Annotated in this window: 18 protein-coding genes; 10 read left to right on the plus strand and 8 right to left on the minus strand. The window is 63.7% G+C overall.

What is annotated here, in order from left to right:
* Nucleotides 1–32: 32 nt before the first annotated feature.
* On the minus strand, nt 33–1,034 hold the full coding sequence (locus BWR02_RS13500; protein WP_201276267.1) for a hypothetical protein: 1,002 nt from the start codon (nt 1,032–1,034) through the stop codon (nt 33–35).
* Nucleotides 1,035–1,698: 664 nt separating this feature from the next.
* Here BWR02_RS13500 and BWR02_RS13505 point away from each other — a divergent pair.
* The 3 genes from BWR02_RS13505 (at nt 1,699) to BWR02_RS13515 (ending at nt 4,378) form a co-directional block, all read left to right on the plus strand.
* Nucleotides 1,699–2,697 carry a DUF3616 domain-containing protein gene (locus BWR02_RS13505; protein WP_162560148.1) on the plus strand — a complete coding sequence of 333 codons (999 nt, stop codon included), beginning with the start codon at nt 1,699–1,701 and terminating at the stop codon, nt 2,695–2,697.
* Between the two features lie 339 nt (nt 2,698–3,036).
* A complete protein-coding gene (locus BWR02_RS13510; RefSeq protein ID WP_139558371.1) occupies nt 3,037–3,912 on the plus strand; it encodes a hypothetical protein in 876 nt (291 codons plus the stop codon).
* Nucleotides 3,913–4,096: 184 nt separating this feature from the next.
* Nucleotides 4,097–4,378, plus strand: coding sequence for a hypothetical protein (locus tag BWR02_RS13515; RefSeq protein ID WP_139558372.1), 282 nt, complete (start codon nt 4,097–4,099; stop codon nt 4,376–4,378).
* 83 nt (nt 4,379–4,461) lie between these two features.
* On the opposite strand, the gene BWR02_RS13520 is transcribed toward BWR02_RS13515, so the two are convergent.
* The 5 genes from BWR02_RS13520 to BWR02_RS13540 all read right to left on the minus strand — a co-directional run bounded on the left by BWR02_RS13520 (nt 4,462) and on the right by BWR02_RS13540 (nt 14,630).
* Nucleotides 4,462–8,082: a hypothetical protein gene (locus BWR02_RS13520; protein WP_139558374.1), complete on the minus strand. Its 3,621-nt coding sequence runs from the start codon at nt 8,080–8,082 to the stop codon at nt 4,462–4,464.
* A gap of 427 nt (nt 8,083–8,509) precedes the next feature.
* Nucleotides 8,510–10,624, minus strand: a complete 2,115-nt coding sequence (locus BWR02_RS13525) for a PKD domain-containing protein (RefSeq protein ID WP_162560149.1) — start codon at nt 10,622–10,624, stop codon at nt 8,510–8,512.
* 733 nt (nt 10,625–11,357) lie between these two features.
* Entirely contained in the window at nt 11,358–13,103 is a 1,746-nt protein-coding gene (locus tag BWR02_RS13530) for a glucan ABC transporter ATP-binding protein/ permease (protein WP_139558378.1), read from the minus strand.
* Nucleotides 13,104–13,153: 50 nt separating this feature from the next.
* Nucleotides 13,154–13,822 (minus strand): hypothetical protein, encoded by a 669-nt coding sequence (locus BWR02_RS13535; RefSeq protein WP_139558380.1) that lies wholly within the window; start codon nt 13,820–13,822, stop codon nt 13,154–13,156.
* A gap of 97 nt (nt 13,823–13,919) precedes the next feature.
* Complete coding sequence (locus tag BWR02_RS13540; protein WP_139558382.1) at nt 13,920–14,630, minus strand: DUF7986 domain-containing protein; 711 nt, start codon at nt 14,628–14,630, stop codon at nt 13,920–13,922.
* Between the two features lie 372 nt (nt 14,631–15,002).
* On the opposite strand from BWR02_RS13540, the gene BWR02_RS13545 reads away from it, so the two are divergent.
* From BWR02_RS13545 to BWR02_RS13575, 7 genes are all read left to right on the plus strand, one after another.
* Entirely contained in the window at nt 15,003–15,989 is a 987-nt protein-coding gene (locus BWR02_RS13545; protein WP_139558384.1) for a UDP-glucuronic acid decarboxylase family protein, read from the plus strand.
* Nucleotides 15,990–16,129: 140 nt separating this feature from the next.
* On the plus strand, nt 16,130–17,146 hold the full coding sequence (gene galE, locus BWR02_RS13550; RefSeq protein WP_139558386.1) for a UDP-glucose 4-epimerase GalE: 1,017 nt from the start codon (nt 16,130–16,132) through the stop codon (nt 17,144–17,146).
* A 143-nt stretch (nt 17,147–17,289) separates the two neighbouring features.
* Complete coding sequence (locus tag BWR02_RS13555; RefSeq protein WP_139558388.1) at nt 17,290–19,971, plus strand: glycosyltransferase; 2,682 nt, start codon at nt 17,290–17,292, stop codon at nt 19,969–19,971.
* Between the two features lie 4 nt (nt 19,972–19,975).
* Entirely contained in the window at nt 19,976–20,788 is an 813-nt protein-coding gene (locus tag BWR02_RS13560) for an ABC transporter permease (protein WP_201276268.1), read from the plus strand.
* Complete coding sequence (locus BWR02_RS13565) at nt 20,788–22,092, plus strand: ABC transporter ATP-binding protein (protein WP_139558390.1); 1,305 nt, start codon at nt 20,788–20,790, stop codon at nt 22,090–22,092. Before BWR02_RS13560 ends, BWR02_RS13565 begins: the two co-directional genes overlap by 1 nt.
* Entirely contained in the window at nt 22,092–23,249 is a 1,158-nt protein-coding gene (locus BWR02_RS13570) for a glycosyltransferase family 2 protein (RefSeq protein WP_162560150.1), read from the plus strand. Before BWR02_RS13565 ends, BWR02_RS13570 begins: the two co-directional genes overlap by 1 nt.
* Before the next feature lie 153 nt (nt 23,250–23,402).
* Nucleotides 23,403–24,404 (plus strand): glycosyltransferase family 2 protein, encoded by a 1,002-nt coding sequence (locus tag BWR02_RS13575; protein ID WP_139558394.1) that lies wholly within the window; start codon nt 23,403–23,405, stop codon nt 24,402–24,404.
* A gap of 77 nt (nt 24,405–24,481) precedes the next feature.
* Here BWR02_RS13575 and BWR02_RS13580 read toward each other — a convergent pair whose 3' ends face one another.
* Both BWR02_RS13580 and BWR02_RS20920 read right to left on the minus strand, forming a co-directional pair.
* Nucleotides 24,482–25,543 carry a potassium channel family protein gene (locus BWR02_RS13580; RefSeq protein WP_139558396.1) on the minus strand — a complete coding sequence of 354 codons (1,062 nt, stop codon included), beginning with the start codon at nt 25,541–25,543 and terminating at the stop codon, nt 24,482–24,484.
* Nucleotides 25,544–25,675: 132 nt separating this feature from the next.
* A complete protein-coding gene (locus BWR02_RS20920) occupies nt 25,676–26,077 on the minus strand; it encodes a DUF192 domain-containing protein (protein ID WP_162560151.1) in 402 nt (133 codons plus the stop codon).
* Nucleotides 26,078–26,154 lie beyond the last annotated feature (77 nt).

The following is a 26,154-nucleotide window of genomic DNA, read 5'->3' on the forward strand; positions in this document are numbered from 1 at the left end:
GCGCAGCCGACGTCTGGCTGCGCGAACCATCCTCAAGGCTGAGCCTGAGGAGGCGGCTCCTTTTTCGCGTGCAACGGAACCGCGGTGTCGGAGAAGCCGTTGAACACGATGTCCGGCGACATCGTGTTGTGCTGCGAAGGGCTCAGGCGTCCGGCCCACACTTCGGTCGCGAGCGCCCGATGGAACTTCATGATGTTTTCCTCGTTCCACGCCTTGGCGCCCTTCTGGCGGACGGCGATGCGTGCGACGTCGTTATTGAACTCCGTGATGTACATGGACCGCAGCATGGCCAGCGGCCTGCCGACGATGGGGCGGTCGAAGACGACATCCAGCGCCATGCGGCTGGTGTTGGCTTCCGCGATGCGCACGGTCGCCGCTCCACCGCGCTCGAAGGTGACGGCGAAGGTGCGCGTTTTCGGGTCGAAGATCAGTTCCTTGATGACCACGAACGGACGCTTTTTCTGTTCGATCGGACCGATCAGGAACGAGCTCCCGAAGGGCCCGGTTTTCAATCCCGTGGGCGACAGGGGCCGTGGGCGCCAGTAGCCATCACGCGGGTAGATCGCCAGCACTTCCTCGGGGACCTTGTCGTGCATCAGCCAGACCTGCAGCAAGTGCAGGTCTGGCTCGACGCGGTCCCCGACCCGCACTGTCCCCGTACCCGGTCGCCAGAAGGCGGGCAGCGTTTCCCCCGTGACCAACAGTTCGTTGTCCTTGTAGAGGACGGTCTTGCGCGGCGGCGCCGCTGCCTTGTGGACGGGATCGGCCGACATGTCGCAGGCGGTCCAGTCAGCCTCTGAACTCTCGCGCAAGCCGGTCGCCAGATAGACCGGATGCGCGGCCTCGATGCGAAAGCTGCGGACCTTCGTGGAGGCGAAGGCCAGCGTCACATTGTCCTTCTCGGCGCACTGCACCGGCTCGCTGCGATTGGTCACTTCGACCGCCATGGCGTTGGCGGTTGCCGCGTGGGCCTGATCGCAGGGGCTCCCGGCCAGCACGGACGCCATCAAGGCAGACAGGGTGACGCGAAGCATGAAAGATCTCCTGAAGATGTTGGATGGGAGGGACTGGCGCCGCTGCCCGGAACTCGCGGCACGGCCTCGGCGGATCGGGCAGCGCCCGCCGGGATATGCCCGTTTGCGGCTGCGACCGCGGTGTGTTTCGCCAAGCTTGGCAGGCAGGTGGTCAACTGGGAGCCCCGGGCGTGGTCGAGAACAGTTTGGATTGGACGGCTTGCCGTGGGCTCGGTGTTGGCGCTTGGAGCTAAGACCTTAGGCTTATAGCACGAGTGCTGGGACGAGAAAACACGGACAGAAATGCGGGAATCGGTGGGGTGCCGTCGGCGCGCAGCGCTGCACGGTGTCGCCGTAACTGTTCACGCCCCCCTTTCGCGAGAGCGGGCCGGGAGTCCGAGACACGCCGTGAATCCGTCCCTGGCTCGACTGCGGGTTCCCTCCCGCAGACGGTCTCTCCCTCCCAGCCCGCTTCCACCACCAAGCCAGGTTAGGGTGAATGGTTACGGTGTCGCATGGGTCATTGCCGCAGCGATCGCTCATGAACAGCACGGTACGCGCAGCCCGCGCCGAGCGATTTCGCTGCGCCGCTGAGTTGGCGCCCAGACGCTGCCTTGGTGGCATAGACCCATGGCACAATGCCGAACCCGACCCCCCATCCGCGCACCGAAGGGCCTTTGCTCCCATGAAATCACCTTGCTGGATCCTCTTGCCCGGAAGTTTGCTCCTCGCGTTGTCGGCCGCTCCATGCGTCGCCGCCGCGATCACGCGGTACAGCGCGATGTGCGATGCCTCTGCCGCCGTGCCGGTCGGATCGGGGACGTTTGCCGTCGCCAACGACGAGGACAATGTGCTGAGGGTTTACGGACGGGACGAATCCCGTGGACCGCTGGCCACGTTCCCGCTGGACACGTTCCTGCAGATCGACGATCAGCACCCGGAAGCCGACATCGAGGGCGCGACGCGCGTGGGGCAGCGGATCTACTGGATCACCTCCCACGGTGCCAGCAAGAAGGGGAAGGCAAGACCCAATCGCCGCCGACTGTTCGCGACCGAACTCCGGGTGCATGGCGACCGGACCGAACTGGTGCCGGTCGGCAAACCCTATCGTAATCTGGCCGAAGACCTCGCTGCGCTTGACGCCTTGAAGCGCTTTCGCCTGGAGAAAGCGGCGGGTGAGCCGCCGGAACGCGGCGGCCTGAACATCGAGGGGCTCGCTGCAAGACCCACCGACGGCGCCCTGCTGATGGCCTTTCGCAGTCCGACCCCGAACGGCAAGGCCCTCGTGGTGCCCCTCGAGAATCCCGACGGGGCGATCAACGACCAGCCTGCCAGGCTGGGCGACCCCATCCTGCTCGATCTGGCCGGACTCGGCATACGCAGCATCGAATACTCGGACGCGGCACGGCAATACCTGATCGTCGCGGGCCCGTCCGGGGACCAGGGGGACTTTCGGCTCTACCGATGGTCTGGCGTTGCCTCGGCCGCGCCGGAACCCGTTCCGGGGATCGATTTCGGCGGGCTCCACCCGGAAGCCCTGGTGGTTCATCCAGACGAGGCGGCGCGCGTCCAGATTCTTAGCGATGACGGCGACGAACCAGTGGGCAAGGACTCTTGCAAGGACGCTAGCGTAGCGGCCGCCGACAAGGGCTTTCGGAGTCGTTGGATCGATCTGTCCCCATAGCGCCAGATCAGAGCCCGTCCGGGTTCCGGAAGCCTTGGCGAGAGCCGCCGATCGCTGTGCCTGCGCCGAAGCCGCCTCAAATCGCGGTCACTACAGCGTGTCGGGTGTCGGCGCCGGCGGCGACCGGGGGTGACTTTCGTTGGGGAGGGGCACCAAGGTCGTACTGCTTGGGTGGGCTGTTGCCGCGACGGTTTCCCTGATAGTGTCATCGGGCTGGCTGCCGGCAGGGTGACGAGCGTTTCGCCTTGAGCGAATCGCCACAACCCTCCGGTTTGCCAATCGCGCGAAACGGTCGCGCTCTTGATTGAACGCCGAATTTCGAAGTCGTGGGGTGTGACCATGGCGGAATTGAACTGCTGGCCGATTCCTCTGCTGCTGGGAGTCGCGCTGGCTTCCGGCTGTGCCCTCTCGTCTCATCAACGCGATGCGACCGCGCGCTTCGCCGTGGCCTCGCAGGATATTGGCGACTTCGCGGCCCGGGAGTTCAACCATTTGCGCGCCGCAACGATCGACATGAACGTCACCAACGTGGCGATTGGCGGCACCGCCGACAAATCCAATCTGGACGAAGCCCTGGACGTCGACCGGGTCGTGGCCCGGGTCAAGGCGGCGCGGGCGCTGACCAGTTACGGCACGCTGCTGTGGGCGCTGGTCAGTGAGACGCAACAGGAGGAACTGAAGCGTGCGTCCGACGACTTCGTGAACAGCGTGCGCTCGGTGTCGGGCCACCGTATCCGCGACAGTCAATTACAGGGACTGGGACAACTGGTGCAGCAAATCGGGGCGCTCTGGGTCGAGGCCCGCAAGGCGGAGGCGGTCAAGCGCATCGTACCGGCCGTCGCGCCCGACGTCGACGCGCTGTGCGATCTGCTGATAGCCGACTTTTCCGAGACCTCGCTGCACGTCGGACAGGGCTTCGACGCGACCATCACGCGGCTCAGGGTCGACGCGGACATCGCGCTGGCCGATCCCTCGACCCGCTACGCCGACCGACTGGTGGCCATGCGGGGCCAGAAGCAGGCGGAGGAGGCCGGTGCGCATCTCCATGTCATTTCGCGCCAGGCCGTCACGACGCTGCAGTCGCTCAAGTTGGCCAATGCCGAACTCGACAAGGCCATACGCGACGACAGCCTGTCGGTCGCCGAAATTCAGGCGGTGGGCATGCAGATCAAGTCGCTGAAGACCGCGCTCGAGGTCGTCACCGGCAAGCCCTGAGGAAACTTCGGATATTGGCGCGCAGCCCATCAACGGGAGACTCAACATGGCCGAGCCTCAATCACCCCGGAAGCCGACGGCGACAAAGCCGGCTTCGAAGCCCAAGCCAAGACGGGTGCGTGCGCCTCGAGAGCGAACTGCAATTCGGGAACTGGCGCCGACCCTCGGGAAAGACTTACAAAAGATGTCGCATCTGTTGCAGGCACTCATCCTGTCCGAGCCGAACGTCACCCAGAAAAAGGAACTGCGCAAACAGTTGACCGCCGTGCTCGATGTAACGGCGCAACTGGTCGATCGCAATGTGGGCGACGTGACCGACCTTTATCGGCGTTCCACCGAGGCGGTCGAGCAGGCCAACTCGCAGATCATCCAGGCCATGCAGGAACTGGGTGAAGTCGCGGCTACCATCGACGCGATTGCGCAGGCGGTCGACCTGCTGGCGGAACTCGCCGCGATGGCGCCCTGAGTCATCGCTCGCAGGGATCGTCGTCGACACTCGCGAAGGGTCGAGATAGCGCGTCACTATCGGGACGGCAGGGTACTCAAGCCTCAGAAGAGTTTCGACGCCAGTGTCGAATAATCCGCGAAGTCGGCCAGCAGAGCTGCCAGCAACAAGAGGCTGCCGCGGAAAATTGGGCGCTGCGTGAAGGATTGGTAAACCACGCCTTCGGTTTCCTCGATCATGCCAACCAGGCGCTCCAGCCGGACGCCGGTGTCGTCGCCCTGGCACTGCGTGACGCGTGCGCGCAGCTGCTTGAGGGCGCGCTTGCGGGCGCCGTCGGCCGCCTTCTTCAAGGCATGGTCGGACATGAACAGCAGTGCCAGGCTGAAGACGATGACCAGCTTGAAGGCAATCGGCATCACGTAGTTGTCGTTGATGTTGGATCGGGCGATCACGAGCAGCAGCGCCACGATCACCGGGTAGCCGATGATGCCGTAAAGGCGTTTGGTCAGTTCCTCGACGAAGCGCATGCCGACCCAGGGACCCATTTCGTTTGGCGAGAGCTTGAACTTCTCGCCATAGGCGGCCAGGGCCGGCTCGGGCCACGCGACCGGTTCGCTGCGATCGCCTTCGTCCGGGAACGAGCGGTTCAACAGTCGCACCGCGGTCCAGACCGCATCGGTTACCAGCATCAGTAGCAGCGTGAAGGCCGGGACGAGGAAGCCCCGCATCAGGAAGTGATCGAGGAACAGGATGGCCTCGCCGCGTGCTGGAAGTCGGGGAAATCCGAATGCCTGGAACAGCGAAGTGGCGAACACGTAAAAGCCGATCGCGAGCAACAGGCCGCTCACGAGTCGGCGCGGCGTGTTGCGCCAGGCCAGCCAGTCGTTCAGGATGGCATAGCCCTCGAGTTTTGCCGCCAGTTCCGTATTGGGGCCCTCCGGGTCCGGTTTGCCGAAAATACAGTTCTTGAGCCGCGCCCAGGGACCTTTCCAGTGCTTTTCGTTGGGAAAGCAGCGTGCCGCGAAACGGTCGAAGCCGCGACATCGGGTGCGCATTTCGGGCAGTTGGGGCAACTGAAAGTGATGTTCCAGCCAGACCGTGAAGTGGTTGGGGAAGCGGCACACCTCGACGATGAAATAACTTGCCAGGATGAGCGCGACAAGACGGATGGCCTCCGTTGGCCACATGCTGACGCCTTCAAACAGCGCGTAGATTTCCCCCTTGTCCAGCATGCCATGGCCGGGTGCGGCGGCATGCCAGAGCCAGGCATAGGTTCCGAGGAGTAACGCAAGGCCGAGCGGCAGAAACCAGTCGGACTGCTCCACGGTCGTCTTGCGGCTATGGCTCTCGTCGCGCAGGATGATTGCGGCCATGACCGCGACGTAAGTCATGCCGAGGCCGATCATCAGTGCCCAGAGCGCCGCACCCCTTGGCATGGCCTCGGCCGAAGCGATCCAGGCCGCGCCGCCGATGCCGATCGCCGCGACCAGCAGGCAGAGATAGAAACCGGCCAGCGTGCATAGGAACTCGCGTGCGGGTCGAACGAGCACCAGCACGATCACCATCAGCACCGCGCCGAGCACGCCGATGCCGGCCGCCGACGTTGGTTTGGGTATCGGGGGGTGGACCTGGACACCGGCGCTCGTGATCTGGATGGGTCGGGTGGGATCGGGTTTCAACGGGAAGATCCGCGTCCTTCCCACCTCATGCAGGCGTGGACCGTCGAGGAAACCGTCGACGCTGTTCTGCGAATCGGTGGCAAGCTTTTTCCGCCAGCGCTCCCCAAGACACCAGGCATCGGGACACGGGGTAGGCGCCCTCGTGTCGATCGCGCAGGTGCCTTGGGCGTCCGCATCCACGGCCCATGTCGCCAGGGATGGATCGTCCATACGGGCGAGCGCCATTTCCGTAGCGAGGAAGTAGGCCGTCTGAGCGCTGTCCCGGAAGGGCGGGATGTCGCGCTGCAGCTTGCGGTGGAGTTCCAGACCGAAGCCGGAAATCATGACCAGATTGCGTGCCCATTTGTTCTTGTCCGGATGCAGGAAGCGCGCATCGATGCCATTCGTGAAGAACAGCGCGTCCGGAAAACGCTCATGCATTGCCTCGAGCACCAGCAGCTTGTCGTAGGGATCGCTGCCCAGCACGCCGATGGCCTTGATCGGATGCTCGGCGGGGTTCTCGGTCTGGGTCCGGATCTCGCGGTCGAGTTCGGAAAGCCGGACCGCCAGGCGGCGTAGGTAATCGAATTGACTGTCGCCGTCGGCGTCTTCCAGCCGCCGGCCCGCAGCGGGATCCGCGGACCCATTTGCGGGCTCGCCATTCTTGTCGTCGGCTCGGTCCCGGTGGCGGGCCTTTTCTCCATCGAGCCCGCGCAAATAGCTGTACTGGAAAATGCACTGCACGCTCTCGTCGTAGAGGTCTTCGGAGTTCTGTCGGGCGGGCGGCCCCGTCTTTGGTGTTTGCTGGAAGCAATCGGCGCCGTTCTCGTTCAACAGTGCATCGCCAAAAGTCCCCGGTAGGTGCCATCCGTACAGTGTGTCCCATTCGCCGAGCAAGAGGATGCGGCTGTAGGGGCCGGCCTTGATGCCTCGCAGGGCCAGTTCCTTGGCCGCGGTTCTGGCCAGTTCCCGATCCGAGGCGAGCACACGGAGAAATGGCAGCCCGCGCTCCTCGAAGGCTTCGCTGAGGGTTTTTCCGGAGAGTCGGGATGGCAATAACCGCTCATCCTGCAGCGAGGCATTGGGCGAATAGAAGCGCAGCGCGATGCCATCGGCATCGCGCTGGACGGCTTCCGTCGAGGAACTGCCGAGGACCTCGACCACCAGGTCCTGCAGGATGTCGGAATCCCACGGGCCGAGGATGGTCACGCTCCATGGTCGTTCGGTCGAGACACTGTCCCGGGTTGGCTCGCCGGGAAGGGCCGAGTGCGGCGTTGGCACGCTGTCCGCCGAAGCGGGCAGCAGCGCGGCCGTGGTTGCAGGTGACCCCGACGGGGGCGGGCTCCCCGTGGCGCGTTTGAATGCGGCGAGCAGCGACTTCAGGGTGCTCAGCGGCCGACCGTGAAACAGGTCGTTGTTCAGGTACAGCAGCAGGATGGGGGCATAGCGGCGGGGCGCTGAAGTGCGCGTGGAGTCGGAGAAACCCAGGCCGTAGGCGTATTCCACCGGCTTGTAGACCAGCCATTCGTAGAGGATACGGCCCAGGCGCGGATCTTCGTTACACAGCGCGGGTCGCTCGAAGGCCGTCAGTGGCCCTTGCTGTCCCTCGCACAGATCCACGAACTGGACATGTTCAGGATCTTCGGGCAGGTAGCGACGCGCGGCATCGAAGCCGGACAGCACGGCATACCGCAGCCGGCGGCGGGCCTCGCTTTCCTCGAAATAGGGACCGCCCGGCAGCATTACGGCGACGCTGTTGAGCGGCTGCGAGGTCAAGCCGATGAGCTTGTCCGACATTGTCCGCGCCAAGTGGCGTCCCGGTTTCGCGGAGAGCGTCACGGAGGCATCGCCGGGATCGAGGTGACTGGCCGCGGCCTCGAAGGGATCCTGCCAAAGCCGCGCGTCGACCTGCGCGTAGGCCGGCGAAGCGCGCGTCTGCCGGCTGGGCCGGGATTCGTGGAAGGGAACTTCGCTGACCAGCACCGTGCCGGCCACGAGGACCAGCAAGAGCCGATTGATGTCGCTGAACCAGTTGCTCAGCTTGCCGCCGTCCTTTTCGTCGTCCATCGCGCCCCCCCGAGCGTTGTCGCTGCGCTGTCAAGCCGCCTGGTCTGAGCCCGGCTCCCGCGAACCGCGACAGCCTTGCGACCCGGGTGTCCGTCGATACCACCGCATCGCGACCCTAGGTCATCGGAGCGGACTTGTAAAGGCTACTCAGGAAGGGGGTGATTGATTTCCGGCGGATGGAGCAGGCGAGCCACTCCCGTCGCCTCGCGGGGCACCGAACGCAGATAGAGCCGGCGGTTCACGCGCTTCGCCTCACAATCGGAAACGCGACCGAAATGGAGCAAGCACCGGCAGGCGCAGACGAGGATTGGGGCGGGATTGCCCTCGTTCCACGCGGCGGCGGAACGAGGGCGCACGCGGTAGGCCGGCCTTCAGGCCGACACCCCCGATCCACACGGCGCGGTGGAGCGGGGGAAGTGGCCGCAGCTCAGTACGTCAGACTTTTCGAAGTCAGCACGTTCTGGCCGGGTGTGTAGGTGTAGCCCGAGGCCGAAACCCCGCTGACGCTGAAGGTGCAGGTGCCGCGCCGCGAGGTCCACGGTGACGAGAAGCTGGCCGTCCCCGCGGTCGAGGTCGTGCGAGTGTAAGTGCCGGACACGGTGCCACTCCAACGGCCCGTGACACTGGCGCCCGATTTCGCCAGGTTGCTGCCGTCGCGAATCGCGACCGCGGCGTTGCAGCGATAGAAGCTGCCACTGCGCGTAGCGCTCATCGTGATGTTCCCAACGCGGAGCGTCAGCGCCTGCGCATCGGGGTTGACGGTCACCGGCAGGGTTTCCGCATCTTTGAGCCCGTCGTCATCGGTCACCGTCAACGTGGCCGTAAAAGTGCCCGGCACGTTGTAGGTGTGTGCCACCGTGTCGGCAGCGCCCACCACCGGTGCCGATCCGTCGCCGAAGTCCCAGGCATAGCTGACCAACTGACCATCCGCATCGGTCGACTGGCGTCCGTCGAACTGGACCGGCAGCGGCATCGTGCCCTGGGCCGGACTCGCGGACAGACGCGCCACCGGCGCCTGCAATGCGCCCGGGTCGCTGATCGAACCGGAAACCTGATACCGGCCCAGGCTGCCGTAATCGGAATAGCCGGTGTTCAGCGGATTGCCGGTTCCAACGCCGTCGACCCGCAGGAAGTAGGTGCCGGCGGGACCGTCGTAGTTGATCGTGGCCGCGAGACTGTCCGCCGGACTGGATGTGGCCAGGACCGTTCCTCCCGTGTCGAGGAGTTGGGCGGACAGATCCAGGTTGGGTCCGCGCGCGGCGGGCGCAACGCTGATCGAAATCGTGCCCGCGCCACTGGCGAGCGCGAACACGTCGCTGTCGGCGCGCCGTTCGATAACGCCGTTGCCGGAAAGCGTGGAGCCGCCGCCCGATCCCTGCAGTGAAGAGGCGTTCGCGATGTCGTTGCCGTGATCGTCAGCCACCAGCGGCGCCCCGGTGTTCTGCAGAATGACCAGATCGTCCTCCAGATTGTTGGCTCCGGAGTATTCGCCCTTGCTCCATTGTGTCACTTCCTTGCTGTAGCCGACGCCCATGATCGGCGCCCAGCCGGTCACCCCGCTGCCGTGTCCGGCATAGTAGCCCTGAGTCGCCGTTCCGTCGTGGGCCAGACCCAGGTTGTGGCCCGCCTCGTGCGAAATCGCTTCCGCGGTCGCTTTCTCGCTGCCGGCACCGAGTGCGTTGTAGAACACCCAGGCCGGCTTGTAGCGATCGCCGGTGTCATCGAAGATGCCCACGTAGGCGAAGCCCCCGCAGCCGCAGGAATTTGCAGTGCCAGCCGTGAAGTCGCGAGTGATCACCACGCGGGTCCCGAAAATGGAGTCGGATGAACTCGAGCGTGTGATCGCGTCGGCGGCGGGTTCTTGCGTCGTCACGTCGACGCCGAACGGCGCATAGTCTTCCGCCACCCGCTGCCAGATGTATTGAATGCGCTCCTGCTCGGCGGCGCTGAAGCTTGCGGCATTGCCATCCAGGTCGAAGGCCGGCGCATTGATCGTGGTGCCGTAGGTGCTGTTCCAGGCCGTGCCGGTCGCGACGTACCCGTTGAAATCGAGATAGATCACACGACTGGCACCGGGGCGGCTGTGCAGCAAAAAGGTCTGCTCCAGCGGCTGCAGCGCGGCCTCGGGTTCGGCCTCCGCGGGCGATGAGAACTCATCCGCGGCGTCGGGAAGCTCCGGCACTTCTTCGATGTAGAGCAGGCGTCCTGATTCATCGATCCAGGCGGTCCGGTCCTGCCGCAGGGTTTCCTCGAGTTTCTGCGGCGTCATGCGGTACCAGGCGGCGATCGATGGCAATTTGTCCGCCAGCGCGCCGATGGCCTGCTCGCCCCGGAACCGGTTGTTCTTGAGCCTGACGCTGGGGAAGGGTTGCTTCTGTCCGGGGGGGGCGGCCTGCGCATTCCCCGATGACGCGATCAGTGCAGCGAGCAAGGCACAGCTTGCGGTCAGTGTGGCGCCGCGCAAGCGCGACGGACACCCCCTAGCAGCAGCGGTTGGTTCTGGCAGTTCATTCTGCCCTGAATGGAAGGTTCCTGGTTGCATGGCGTACTCCTGGCTTTCCAGCCTATCGGTGTCGGGCGCAGCCGCTGAGAGCGGCTGGCGTCTCGGCTTAATGAAGGTCATGCGAGGGGTTGCGGCTCGAACCATGGCCCCTGCGTCAAGGTTCCCGGGGCCTACGCTCCGGGAGTCATTCGGGGGGCGGGTTGACGGTGGTCGCACGCTCGGAATGCTTCGCGGTTGGTGCACAGACATGCGTCGCGAGCCTCTCCCGAGGCATCGGCATTCAAGTGACGCCGGTGCCGGAGCGAGTGCAGTCGGATCGGGCAATGAATCGATCGTTCGACGGTATCGCTCGCGTTGCTAAGCCGAACGACCAGATCCCTGGCCGGTAGATGTCCCCCGGATGCGATACTCCATAAACCATGCCATTTATCCGGAATGGTTTATGGCCTTGAAAAGAAATAGGTATTTTTACCGGTCCGGGCGGGTCGACGGGGCGCCACGTCGGGAGGCAACGACAGGGGGTGTCCTCGGAGCGATACCTTTGCCGGCCAGCGGCACAGGCGTTGCCGGTCAGCGACAGCGTAACGTCGCGTGGACAACGCGGTTTACTTGGCGTGCGTCGATGGCGAGGGTGGACGATGACGAATCGCTGTCGCCGCGGCCCGCCGCGGGTCCGTGCCGGCCTATTGCGGCTCGCGCAGCAACGCCTTGGATTCGGAGGAATGTGGGATTCCGGGCCTGCGTGGGCCCGGGAAAGGCCGGTGCCGCTCGCTCAGGCGGCGTCTTCGTCTTCCGGTTGCGCGAAGCCGCCTTCGCTGACGAGGCGTTGGAACAGACCGCCGGCCCGCGCCAGTTCGTCGAAGCGGCCCGTTTCGACGATGCAGCCGCGGTCCATCACCAGGATCTGGTCCGCGTCGCGCACGGTGGACAGGCGGTGGGCGATGATGAAGGTCGTCCGCCCGCGGCGGATGCGGTCCAGCGCCCGCTTGATCTTCGCCTCGGTTTCGTTGTCGAGCGCGCTGGTCGCTTCGTCCAGCAGCAGGATCGGAGATTGCTTCAGCACCGCCCGCGCGATCGCGATGCGCTGGCGTTCGCCACCCGACAAGGCCTGACCGCGTTCGCCGATCACGAACCCGTAACCGCCCGGCTTGCGCAGGATGAACTCGTGCGCTTCGGCTAGCTGTGCGGCAGCCTCGACTTCGGCCGGCGTGGCCTCCGGTCGCCCGATCAGGATGTTTTCCGCGATCGAGCGGTTGAAGAGCCCGGCTTCCTGAAACACCATCGCCATGGCCTGGCGGAGCGAGGTCAGGTCGACGCTGCGGATATCCTGGCCATCGATCGTGATGGCGCCGGAATCCGGATCGCGGAAGCGTTGCAGCAGGGCAAGCGTGGTCGACTTACCTGAGCCGGTGGGACCGACCAGGGCGATCGTCTCGCCCGCTTCGGCGACGAAACTCGCATCGAAAATGCCCTGATCGGAGGCGGCGTAACGAAAGTTGACCCGATCGAACACCACTCGGCCGGTCGCGACCTGCAGGGGCGGCTTGCCGGGGGTGTCCTCGATGTCCCCGGCGGTATCGAGCAGTTCGAAGAACGAGCCCAGCGTCGGCGCCTGTATGAAGATGCGCGAGACGAAACTCGACAACTGGTCTAGGCGGCCGATCAGCAGCGCGGCAAAACCGACGAAACTGACGATCGCTCCGACCGTGACATCCCCACGCTGGGACAGCACCGCGCCCGTGGCCAGCACGGCGACCATCGTGACCGTGCTGGCAGCGCGGGTCATCACGGTCAGGATCGCCCACCAGGTCAGCACCGGATACTGCGCATCGAGCAGGTCGATCATCAATTGCCGCAGCGCCGAAGTCTCCTGGCGAAAGCGGGCATAGCTCTGCACCACGGCCACGTTCCCGATGACGTCGCCGACCTGGCCGAACACGTTCTGGTTGTAACGCTCGACGGCGGCCTGGCCGGAGTCGGTGCGCCGTACCACGATCACGTTCAGCGTCGTGTAGACGACCGCCAGTATCGCGAGGATCCCGGCCAGGTGCGGATTCAGGGCGATCGCGGTCGGCACCATGAAGACGATCCCGACAAAGGCGGCGACATGCTCGCGGAAGAAGCTCAGCCACAGGGCGAACAGGATGTCGGTGCCGGCGAGCATCGTGCGGACGATACGGCCGGAGCCGCGCTCGGCGTGGTAACTGATCGGCAGGGCGATCGCCCGGTCGAAAGCAGCTTTCATCGCACGGAGCCGCTGCCGGTGCGCGAAGCGATCGGCGACCAGTGCCACCACCACGCTGGCGGCGATCCCGATCAGCCCCAGCACGGCCCACAGGCCGATGTCGCGGAAGGCTTCCCGGCCGCCGGTCAGGGCATCGATGACCCGCCCGAACAGCACCGGTTCGGCCAGTTGTATGGCGGCGATCGCGATGTTCGACAGGACCAGGGTCACGGACAATCCCTTTTCGGTGCGCAGCATGGACAGGGCGCGGAAATAGGTGGCGAAGATCTTCATCCGATGAAAGGTTCCGTTGCAGCAGCGGGCAGAATGAGGTCCGTCGCAGTTTACCCGCTGTGTCGAGGTCTGTCCGCTGCCGACAGGCCCCCGCCTTCGCCATAGGCCAGTTGTTCGATCCGGCGCCAGCGCGGGCACTCGGCATACAGCGACACATTGTCGTGCCATAGCCGTTGGCGGATACCCGGGGGCAGGCGGTCGGGCGCTGCATTCTCGAACACGCCGAATTCCGCCGCGGGGATGCGGTCGAGGTCCAGAAAGGGCGCGAATACCCGGCGGAAATCGGCTTCGAACGATTCCGTGCGTATGAAGGTCAGGCGTGGCGACGCTAAAAGAGGATCCGGCAGATACCTCCGCGCGACGTTCTCGGCATGGCCTTCCTCGCCGTTGGCGTGCAGAAATCGGCCGGTCAGCAGGCGCGTCGGCCGATGATCGAGGTGCGGAGTCCGCGCGACCTCGAAGTTGTAACGGCTCTCCAGCCAGCCCGGCAGCCGACGGATCGGGCAGATCACCAAGCGATTGCCGGTGGCGAAACCGGGGCTTCGATGCTCCCGCTCTGCCAGCGAATGGTGCCAGGACGCGGACGGATCGAGCGCGATGTCCACCGGGTCCTGATGGATATGGAGCAGGTCGCGGTAATAGCGCCGAAAGAGGTTCTCCGTCTTGGTTCCTGCGCACTTCGGGAAGTGCAGCCAGACGAAATCATCGCTCCAGATCATGTCGTTGCGCGGTGGTCTGTCGAGCGCGAGGCCTTCCTAGTCGGCAGCGAGCCTGTTCGGGCGCGATTGGAAGGGACCGCGCTTGACGCCACGGGTCTTACTGGCCGGGTTCCATATCGGTGTAGAAGACGTTGTCTTCGCCGCCGGCATGCAGCGCAATGCGGAGCAGCAGCGCCGTGAATGCAGCATTCTGGGCGGCGGACAAAGTGGGGCGCGTTCCGTCGCCGGAGGTCGGCATGAATTTCCCGATCAACGGTACGACCGACTGTTCAAACGCGGCTTCCGGCATGGGAATCAGCGTTCCGGATGACATCTGCAGCTCCGGCAGTTTGAGGATACGGCCCACGACGACGGTCCCCGCGATACCGGTTTCGGCCAGCGCGAGGTCGGTGACCTCTATCCGGTCGCCGTAGCCCAGATCCTCCAGCACGGCCCCCGATCGCGGGGTGATCTCGGCGATCCGGAAGGCCGAGGCGTGCGATGCCGACATCGCCTCCAACAGGGTCATCTCGTCAGAGTCCGGCTCGGGCGGCGTCTGTTCCAGGTAGCGTTCGATGACGGTCTTGTTGCCGCGCCGGTAGTGGTGCAGGCAGTAGTCGTAGACCACGGCGATTTCGTCGTCATTGCTCAGTACCAGGGTCCCGGCCTTGACGATCCCGAGCTTTTTCCCGCACTCGGGAACCGCGACCTTCGGCAACTGCTTGATGAGCCTCAGGTTCAGCTCGCGCGCGACCTGCCGCCAGTGTTTGTAACGGTCGATCAAGTCGGAGTTGGCGCGCGTGCGCCTGAAGAAGTTCGGCCATTTCATCGGAAGGGATCCCACGTCGTTCCAAACCCGCTATCAGATCAGTATTTCCCAGCGCGATCAACGTGCGTGGTGGTTCGCCTGGATGCGTCTGGGGGTCGGGTGGCGCGGAATCCGTCTGCTGCCCTGATCGTAGCGGCTGCGGGGCGACTGTCAGCCGGTTTTACGATGCCGCGTTACGGGCTCGGGATCGCGTCGTATAGACGAAAAATAAGTCAATCAGAACAAGCATATGACCTTAATCGTCTCGAATGGTCCGGTGTTTGCTTAATGGGGTTGCGACTGAAAAAAATAGGGTGTGCTCTTACCTCCACGTCATTCTGTTAACTATGTTTGAGTTGCCCATATCCTTAAACCGATTAACGGAGAATACCGATGTCCCAAGGCCATGATTTTCAGCGGGTACTCGTCACCGGCGGTGCAGGATTTCTGGGATCCCACCTCTGTGAGCGCCTGCTGAACGAGGGTTACGAGGTTCTGTGTCTGGATAACTTCTACACCGGTAGCAAGGCCAATATCGCGCACTTGCTGCAGAACCCGTTCTTTGAGGTGCTGAATCATGACATCGTGCAGCCCCTGTTCCTGCACGTATCGCAAATCTTCAATCTCGCTTGCCCGGCGTCGCCAATTCATTATCAGCGCGACGCGGTGCATACGATAAATACCAGTGTCAACGGTGCCGTCAACATGCTGGGTCTCGCTCGCCGCACCGGGGCGAAGATTCTTCAGGCATCGACCAGCGAGGTCTACGGTGATCCTGAGGTTCATCCACAGCCGGAGAGTTACTGGGGTCATGTCAACCCGAATGGCCTTCGCGCATGTTACGACGAAGGCAAGCGTTGCGCCGAAGCGTTGTTCTTCTCATATCAACGGCAACATGACGTACTGATCAAGATCGCCCGCATTTTCAATACCTACGGGCCTCGGATGCATCCGGACGACGGTCGCGTCGTTTCGAATTTTATCGTGCAGGCGCTGCGTGGTGAACCGATAACAATTTATGGTGACGGCTCGCAGACTCGATCGTTCTGCTATGTCGACGATCTGATCGAGGGCTTCATGCGCTTGATGGCCACTCAGGACGAGTTCTATGGACCGGTAAACCTGGGTAACCCAGGTGAATTTACCATTCTTGAACTGGCTGAAATGGTCATCGAGTTGACCGGTTCGCGGTCGAGGCTGGTATTTCATGAGTTGCCGTCGGACGACCCAAAACAGCGTAAGCCGGATATCACGATGGCCAAGGCCGAGCTTGATTGGGAACCCAAGGTCTGTCTCCACGATGGGCTATTGAAGACGATCGAGTATTTCGATAAGCGGATATCGAATCCGATTCCGTTCAATCGCGACATGGCAGCTTAACAACTTATGACGGATTTTTATTCATTATTTTTCTCTGGGATGAAGGCCTTTTCAAACAATTCACGCTCCGGGAGCGCTACTGCTTTCTGCAAGGCGTATATCGAGCACAGGTGCTCCGTTCTGGCGGTGCAGGGGGAGAAATGAAGAAGCATATCTTGGTGACCGGCGGTGCCGGATACATCGGTAGTCACACTGCGAAGGCATTGAGCCTGGCGGGGTATGTGCCGGTTACCTTCGACAACATGGTCTACGGTCACCGCTGGGCGGTCAAATGGGGTCCGCTGATCGAAGGCGACCTCGGTGATACTGCCGCTATCGAGCGCGTGTTGAAGGACTATCCGATCGAAGGCGTCATCCACTTCGCCGCCTATGCCTATGTCGGCGAATCGATGACGTCTCCCGAAAAGTACTTCCGCAACAACGCGATCAATACGCTGCATCTGCTCGAAGCGATGAAGGCGGCCGGGGTTCACGACCTCGTGTTCTCGTCGACATGTGCGACCTACGGCGTGCCAGGGGAGGTGCCCATTCCGGAGGATCACCCGCAGCGTCCGATCAATCCCTATGGCGAGTCCAAGCTCTTCATCGAGCGTGTTCTGCACTGGCATCACTTGGCGCATGGCTTGAACTACGCGGCGCTCCGTTACTTCAATGCGGCCGGAGCTGACCTCGACGGCGAGATCGGTGAAGCCCACGACCCCGAGACGCACCTCATTCCGCTGGCCATCGAGTCGGCCTTGGGCCTGCGCAAGGGTCTCGAAATCTACGGCACGGATTATCCGACGCCGGATGGCACGGCCGTGCGGGATTACATCCATGTCGCCGATCTCGCCGATGCCCATGTGCGTGCGCTGCGGCACCTTGCGAGCGGCGGGGAAAGCCTGCGGGCCAACCTGGGCACCGGTCACGGGCATTCGGTACGCGAGGTCATCAGTGCCGTCGAGCGTGTCGGAGGCCGGCAGGTGCCGGTGCGGGAATGCCCGCGGCGCCCCGGAGACCCCCCGGAACTGGTGGCGGCACCGACGCGGGCCGGAGACGTGCTGCACTGGACGCCTCGGTTCTCGGATCTGGACACGATCATCAGCAGCGCGTGGCGCTGGCATCAGCAGCAGGTCGGGCGGGTCGACAAGCCGGCACGTATCGCCCGCGTGAGTTGACGTCGTGTCGCGCCCAGGGCCGGCCAAACGGTCGGGCGGGGCGCGGCCCGGGCCCACTTGGCGTGGCCGGACCGGCATTCGCAACCATCGTTTAATCGTGCGGGGCCCGCAAGGCGTCCTGCCTGAGGAGCTGGGGGATTCCCATGTTGTTCCCAATCAAAGTCGTTGACCTGGAAATATCCCGGCCGTTGCCGGATCTTTCGGGATTGGAAGGGTATGTCGCCGTCAAGGGGTTGGTGCGGCTTCAGGGAGTGCCGATCGGATACGTCGAGGCGCCGGTGACGAATGGCACCTGCAGCGCCGAGGTGCTGAGCCGCAAGGTGTTGGACGCACATGCCTGGAATATCGCCACCGTGCTGCTGCAAAAGGGCATGGTTTCGGAGCATCGGCCCGAAGAGCTGCGCCTGGAACAGCTGTTCGACCTACCGGCGGCTGCGGACACGTTCTGGCAGCGGCAGGCGGAGCCCGCCCCGCTGGTCACGGTGGCCGTTTGTACGCGGGACCGCGCCGAGGATCTTGCCCGCTGCCTGGATGGCTTGTCGCAACTCGACTATCCCAGTCTGGATCTGCTCGTGGTCGACAATGCACCAAGCAGCCGAGACACCGAGGCGCTCGTGCGCTCCCGCTACCCCTCCGTGCGCTACGTTTGCGAGCCGCGCCCGGGACTGGACTGGGCCCGCAATCGCGCCATCCTGGAGGCCAAGGGCGAGATCCTGGCCTACACCGACGATGACGTGGTGGTGGATTCGCAGTGGGTCAAGGCGTTGGCACAGGTCTTCGTCGAGAATCCGGAGGTCATGGGTGTGACCGGACTGGTTGTTCCCCACGAACTGGAAACGGAAGCGCAGGTCCTGTTTGAGTATCACGGAGGCTTCGGACGAGGCTTCCAGCGCAAGTGGGCCCGAGTGCCTGCAGGCCGGAAGGTTCCCTGGCGTTTGCTCGGGACAGGTCAGTTTGGTACCGGCGCCAATATGGCATTTCGTCACTCGGTCTTCGAGGAAATCGGAGGATTCGACCCCGCGCTCGACGTAGGTACGCCGACGAACGGTGGGGGTGACCATGAAATGTACTTCCGAGTCCTTAAAGCGGGCCATACGCTGGTTTACGAGCCGGCTGCGATGGTACGCCACCGCCATCGCCGCGAGTATGCGACGCTGAAGACGCAACTCGCCAACAACGGCAGCATCTTCGCGTACTGGCAGTCGGTCGGACGGCGCTATCCGGAGGAACGTAAGAGCAGCATCAAGATTGCAGCGTGGTGGATGCTCTATTGGAATGTGCGGCGCTGGTTGGTCTCGCTGGTCCGTCCGGGGATGTTTCCCCGTGACCTGATAGTCGCCGAAATGCTGGGCAGCCTAAGGGGGTTCACGACCTATCGGCAGTCGCTCCGTTCGACGCAAGCAATCGTCGCGAAGTTTGGCGAGCAGATGGCTACCCCGCAACGCCGCCAAGCTGGAGTGGCACCGAGCACGCCGCAGATCCGTTCGGTGGGAGTGCGCACTGTGGAGCTAACACAGCCTTTGGCGGCGCTGTCGGATCTTGAAGCCTACGATACAGTGCGGGTATTCGCGCTCTGGGACAACCGCCCGCTCGGCAGCGTCGATATCGCCAACCAGCGTCAAAGGGTGAGCGTGACACGGCTTGCTGAAGCACTCGTCGCTGGCCTCGGACAGTCGTTGATCAGGCCCGGAAGCGAGGTTGGTGCCGATTTGCGTTGGGCCGATGCGCTATCCGCGGTCAAGTGCCGTCTGGCGATGCCGGATGAAGCAGCGCTTCCGCGGTTGTCGGACCACATCCCGGTGTCGATCGTTCTTGCCACCTTTGATCGCCCGGATGACCTGCGGCGTTGCCTGACCTCGTTGTCGGCGCAGAAAACCTCGCGCCGCGTGGAGATCGTGGTTGTGGACAACCATCCACAGTCGGGGCTGACGCCACCGGTGGTGTCGGATTTCCCGGGTGTCGTGTTGGTTACGGAACCACGACAAGGGTTGGCGTATGCCCGAAACGCCGGATTCCTTGCAGCCTCGGGGGAAATCATGATCGCAACGGATGACGATGTGACCATGCCCGAGGACTGGCTGGAGAAGCTGGTTGCGCCATTTTCTCGCGCAGACGTCATGGTCGTGAACGGGCACGTATTGCCGCTGCAACTGGATACGCCTTCGCAACAAGCGTTCGAGAACTATGGTGGTCTGGGCCGTGGGTTTCATTCGTTCGAGGTAAACGGTTCCTGGTACGCGCGCTCTATCCGTCATCCCGCAAAAACCTGGAATCTTGGCGCGACAGCCAACGCCGCGTTCCGCGCGACGATCTTCGCAGATCCGCGGATAGGGCTCATGGACGAAGTTCTCGGGCCGGGCATGCCCTCAGGTGTCGGCGAAGACACTTATCTCTTTTATCGGGTACTGAAGGCCGGCTATTCAATCGTGTATGTGCCCCAGGCCTATGTCTGGCACAAACATCGTCGGGAAGACGAGGCGTTGAAAAAACAGTTGTACAACTACAGCAAGGGCCATGTGAGCTACAACCTGAATACCTGGATTCGGGATGGTGATTGGCGTGGTTTGTTTTATGTGGCTTATGAATTGCCGAAATTTCAGCTGTCGCGCCTCATCAAGTCGTGGTTCCGGCGGAGCGCTTACCCCTCTTCGCTCGTGTTGCTTGAGATCAAGGGCAATCTGGCCGGTCCATGGTCGTTGTGGCAGTCCTATCGGCGCGTGAAGCGTGAAGGTCGGAGCGGGCAGCCGACCCCCGTCCGCGCCACGCCCCCGCATCCCGGCGTCGTATCGCCGATGCCGCGAACGCCGCTGACGATCGTGAGGTAGGACGATGGCCGCTCACATCATGGCTGAAACGGCGTGTCGCGCCCGGCCGAAGCGCCGCGGCTTGTCGTATCTGTTCGATTTGCTCGTGGTGCTGGTGGATCGGGATATGAAACTGCTCTACAAGCGCTCCGCACTGGGCGTGTTGTGGACCTTGATCAACCCGCTGTTTCAGCTCTTGGTGTTCCTTTTCATCTTTCGGGTCGTGGTGCGCGTCGACATCGCCCACTATCCGTCGTATGTGTTCACGGCACTGCTGGTGTGGCAGTGGTTTCAGGGGTCGCTGGTGCAGGCGGCGGGGGCGATCATCAACAGCCGTCCCCTGATTCGACAGCCTGGATTTCCGGTCAGCATTCTGCCGCAGGTGGTCGTGACGACGGGCTGGGTCCATCTGATGCTGGCGCTACCGATCTTGTTCGGCTTCCTGATCTTCGACGGGGTGACGATCGGACTTAATGCGCTGTGGATTCCGGTCATCCAGCTGATCCAGTTCCTGCTGCAGGTGTCCCTCGCGTATGTGGTGGCCGGCCTGAATGTGAGCTTCCGTGACACGGGCCATCTGCTGAAGGTCCTGCTGCAGCTGATGTTCTATTTGACGCCGGTCTTCTACGACGCCGCGCGCGTCCCGGCGGAATACCAGTCGCTCTATCGCTTGAACCCGATGGTCCATATCGTCAATGCGTACCGCAGCCTGCTGATCCAGGGTGAGCCGCCCGATTGGCACGCCCTGGCGATCGTAGCCGCCTGCGCTCTGGTGCTGCTGCCGATCGGCTATCGGCTATTCGTGCGGCAAAGTCACCGGTTCGTGGAGGAACTCTGATGAGCGTCGCGATTCGGGTCAACGGTCTGGGCAAGCGGTTTCGCCGCTACCATGCCGATCGTCCTCCCACGCTCAAGGAAGCCATTCTGCGCGGCTTGCGCAAGACGGTCGCCGTTGAGTCCTTCTGGGCTCTGCGCGATGTCAGCTTCGAGGTCGCATATGGAGAGATGCTGGGGATCATCGGACACAATGGTGCCGGCAAGTCCACCCTGCTGCAGTTGATCGGTGGTGTCGGCCAGCCAGATTCGGGTCGCGTCGATGTGGACGGCCGGATCGGTGCTTTGCTGGACCTCGGCGCGGGTTTTTCGCCGGACCTGACCGGGCGTGAGAATGTCTTCGTGATGGCGGTCGCAGCGGGGTTGACGCGACGCGAGGCGCAGCGGCGGTTCGACCGGATCGTGGCGTTTGCCGAACTCGAGGACTCGATCGACAACGCGGTCAGAACCTATAGCAGCGGCATGCAGATGCGCCTGGCCTTCGCCGTCGCCATCCACACCGACCCGGAGATCCTGCTGGTCGACGAGTTTCTCGCGGTCGGCGATCTGGCGTTTCAGACCAAGTGCTTGCGGCGCATTGCCGAGCTGAAGGCGAATGGCTGCGCCATCGTGCTGATTTCGCACAGCCCCGCCCAGATCAATGAACTCTGCGACCGGGCGATCTGGCTGCGCCACGGCGAGGTGGTCATGGACGGCCCACCCGATGTAGTCACCGGGCAATACGCCGTGGAGATGCGTGCCGAAAGCCAGCGGCGCACACCGAACGAGGCTCCCGAGTGGATCTCCGCCGAAGCCTCGCCCACGTCGAACCTCAACCGTTTCGGATCGCGCGAAGCGGAATTGACGCGCGTGCGGCTGCTTCCCGGCAACCGGATCGCCAGCGGTGATCCACTGGAAATCGAGATCGAATATCGCGCGGCCCGACCGCTCGCGTCGCCGATTTTCTCGGTCAGCATCACGCGCAGCGAAGACGGCCAGGCCTGCCTCGACCTCAATACGCAGGCGATGGGGTTGTCATTGCCCACGTTGGACGGTAGCGGCACGCTGCGACTGTCGCTGGGCCGTGTCGACCTCGTGGGTGGCGACTACTGGGTCAACGTGGGCGTGTTCGAATCGGCGTGGGCCTACGCCTACGACTTTCATTGGGAACTCTACGCGCTGGTGATCGAAGGCCCTGCCCCCCAGGGGCTGCTGCTCCCGCCCTGTCGCTGGTGGCTCGAAACGGCTGACACGAAACAGGCCTCCGGGGAGCCGCCTGTCCCGTTCGATCGCCCGATGGCGCAGTTGCAGCAGCGCGAGGTGGCATGATGAACCGGCCATTGATCAGCGTCATCATTCCCGCATACAACGCCGAGCGCACGCTGGCGGATACGCTCGACAGCATCCTCGCGCAGACCTACGGCAACATCGAAGTACTCGTCGTCGACGACGGTTCGACCGATGCCACGGCCGCAATCGTGCTGGATTACGCGCAGCGCGACGTCCGCGTGTGCCTGCTCCAGCAACCGAATGGCGGCGTCGCCGCCGCCCGCAATCAGGGCCTGGCAGCCGCGCGCGGGGACTACGTCGCGCCGGTCGATGCGGACGACCTTTGGCACCCGACCAAACTCGAAAAGCAGATGGCGGTGATGCTGGCCGGCGGCCCCGAACTCGGTCTTGTCTATACGCTGTTTCGCGCGATCGACGAACACGGCCGCATCGTCTGGACGCCGCCCGGCTACGCCTGCGAGGGCTGGGTGCTGGCGCGGCACACTTACGTCAATTTCATCGGCCACGCGAGCAGCTTGCTGCTGCGCAAGTCCGTCGCCGTCGAAGCCGGGGGCTATGAGCCGGGGCTGCGGGCTGCGGGTGCGCAAGGCTGCGAGGATTATCTGCTGCAGCTCCGCATTGCGGGTCGGTACCGATTCGGCTGCGTCCGGGAATGTCTGGTCGGCTATCGGCAACGCCCTGACAGCATGTCGTCCCAGGCAGGGAAGATGCTCCGGTCTTATCGTTTGGCGCTGTCATTGATCGAGGCGGAGCGCCCGGGCCTGCCGGCACGGCTGGCGCGTTGGAGCATCGCCAACTACGCAACGGTGCTCGCGCCAACGCTGGCACGCGGCGGTCGTGTGATGCAGGCTCTGGGCCTTTTCGCACGCGCAGCGATCGGTGATCCCGTCGCCACGGTGTACCGCGTTCTGCTTTCGCCGTATGGCTATCGTTTGGCAGCTGCCTGTCTCGTCAGTCTCATGCGGCGAAGTCGGTCGCAACCGATAACGGATGGAGCCCGCCAGCCTTTCCTGACCGCGGCCACGGCCGTACCGTCGGAGAAGCCAGCCCTTGATCTGATCGCGTGGCGGTTGCGCCGACTGGCATCGGTCGACAGCCGGCTCGCTCCGGTGCGGACCGTTGCGGCGACCTTGTCGGCGATCCGTCATGCCCCGGTCACCCGCACTCGGGAATCCCGCTTTCTGCCGCAGGCCTGAAGTAAGGACTCGCTGTTCGCGCGCCCCGGCCGGAGCCGGTTGTCGGTAAGATCAAAGCGCGCTTTGTATCGACGTGAGCCTTTGCGCGATTCGTGCAGCGCATGTTGCTGGTGATAAAGTTGCAGGCCGCTGTCGTTCAACCATGGCCCGCCCATGAATCCCGTCGTTTCGGTCATCATCCCCTCTTACAACACCGCGGCGCTGATCGGACGCGCGATCCACTCCGCCCGCTCCCAGTCGCTGTCGGCAATCGAGATCATCGTCGTCGACGATGCATCGAGCGATGACTCCGTGGCTGTCGTCGAGCGTCTTGCCGATGAACGAATCCGGCTGATCGCCTTGCCGACGAATCAAGGCGCTGCTGCCGCGCGGAATCACGCCATAGACGCCGCCCGCGGAAAATGGGTTGCGGTGCTGGATTCAGACGACTGGTATGAGCCAACTCGTCTGCAACGGCTGGTGGACTTCGCCGAAACTCGCGGCGCCGACATCGTCGCCGACGATCTGCATCTGATACGCGACGGGGAGGCGGAACCCTTCGGCACACTGTTGGGCCAGTCTGCCATGCGTCTTGGTGGGCGGATCGAGGCGGCGACGCTGGTCGAAAGCGAAACCTTCGATCGCCACAGCCTGCGCCTGGGCTTGTGCAAGCCGGTTTTCCTGCGGAGTTTTCTGATCGATAGGCAGATTCGCTACGACCCCACGATCAAGGTGACCCACGATTTCTGGATGCTGCTCGAATGCCTGATCCAGGGAGCGCGCTTTGAATTGTTGCCCGAACCGCTGTACTGCTATGTGGTGGAGCGCGCCGGCTCGCTGGTGACGACGTCGCGCAACGCGCGTCTGGAAAGGGACATCGGTGTCTGCGCCGCAGTGATGGCACGGCCGGAGGTGGCTGCTGACCACCGTCTTCTCGAGTCCCTCGAAGAAAAGCACCGACTCTATTCCGGCCTTCTGGCATTCGGGCGTGTGGTTGCGCCGTTCAAGGCGGGGCAGTGGTCGCTGGCCTGTCGCAAGTTACTGCGCGAGCGGGACGCCTGGTCGCCGTTCATCCGGCGCTTGCCCGAGGCGCTGATGCGCCGCTTCCGCCGCTACGTACTGCGCGACAAGAGCGCGTTCGACATGCTTTACGCGCCGCGGGGGCGGCGACGCTGACAGCCGCCCGGCGCGGTCCCAGGCGTTACCATCGTGCCAGTGTTTGTTCGTTCTCTCCGGTTTCGGATCCTGCGCCTTCAGCCCCGAGCGCCGGCGCGGTAGCGCGAGGAATGCGATACGTCATAGCGGCGTGTGAACTGCGGCATATCGCCGGCGTGGCCCAGCACGATCAGCGCATCGCCGCCCCGCAGGATTTCGGAAGAGTCCGGACGTGTGACCGTGGTGCCGTCGGCGTGCCGTAGGGCTATGACCATGAAGATGCCCTTGCCCTTGACCTCGATCTCCGCGATCGTCAGACCGTCGAGTGCGGAGCCCTCGGAAATGGTCAACTCGTCCATCTGCAGTTCGAGGTGGCTGAGCATCTCGTTCAGGCGCTGTCGCTCGGTGTTCTGTGCGAGGTAGTCGACCGCGGTCGGCTGGGTGATCAGATTCGCCATCTGCATGCCGCTGATCGTAGCCGGCAGCACGACATGGTCCGCACCGGCTTGCCGCAGTTTCTTTTCGGTCGACGGCACGTCGCCGCGCGCCAGGATCACCAGTTCCCGGTTCAACCCGCGTGCCGTCAGTGTGATGAACAGGTTATCCGCATCGTCGGGCAGGACGGTCGCGAGCGCCCTGGCGTGGTCGACGCGCGCGAGCAGCAGCGTCTGTTCATCCGTCGCCAATCCCTGGCAGACGCGGTAGCCAGCCTCCTCGGCCAGCGTCAGCGCCTGGCTGCGTTCTTCGACGACCACGAACGGCCGCTCGGCCAATTGAAGTTGGCGGGCCAGCACCTGGCCGATGTGGTTGAAGCCGCAGATGACCACGTGATCGTGCAGCCCGGCAATGTCGCGAGTCTTGCGGCGCTGGTCCAGTGCCCGATGCAGTTCGCCTTCCGTCATGAGCTGAATGAACCCCCCGAAAGTGAAGAGAACCGATCCGGTTCCGGTGACGATCACGAACATCGTGAACCAGCGTGCGCTGTCGGTCACCGGGCAGAATTCCCCGTAACCGATGCCGAATACGGTCACGACCACCATGTACAAGGCGTCCAGCGGCCGGCATCCGAAGCTCAGGTAGCCGACCCAGGCAATCGCCACGATGAAGGCAAAAATGGCAAAACCGGCGACGACTCGCCGCAACGCCGTGGATGCGCCCAAACCTACTCCCGGTGGGTTCAGTAACTGGTTGGGTTGCCGCGTGTTGCCTTCATGGCCGGGCCCAAAAAGGTCCCGAACACGCGACGGAGCTTGACGGTACCACAGGATCGAGGGTGCGGACAGCCAGGCGTGTCAATCGCGGTTCCCTTTGGCCGCGCCCGGACAGGTTCCTACGCGACTGCGTCCGGGACGTACGCCGTGTTTCGCGAGAGCGCCCGCGTTGACTTCGAGCGCGGCGTGGAACGGAACGCCGGCCGGGTAGGTGGGACAGGGCGCGCGCTCGGGGTTCGGGCACGGCGGCATCGTCCTGATGGCCTTCACTTCGCCGTCGGCATCGAGAAAGGCGATGTCGAGCGGGAATGGCACGTGCGGCATCCAGAAACCCGCCTCGGGCGGTTGCGGGTTCGTGTAGCGGAACAACATCCCGGTATCGGCCGGCAGGGATGAGCGACCCATCAGCCCCTGCTCGCGCTGGGCCGCGGAGTCGGCGAGTTCCACGTGCAGGGACCATGGCGCGCGCGCCGGGGCAGTCATGACGCACATTCGCGTTGCAGCGAAGGAGATCTCCGCCGGGGCACTCAGGGAAGGTCGGTGGCCGAGCGCCAGCGCCA

It is taken from the genome of Methylotetracoccus oryzae (assembly GCF_006175985.1).
In the GTDB taxonomy this organism is placed as follows: domain Bacteria; phylum Pseudomonadota; class Gammaproteobacteria; order Methylococcales; family Methylococcaceae; genus Methylotetracoccus; species Methylotetracoccus oryzae.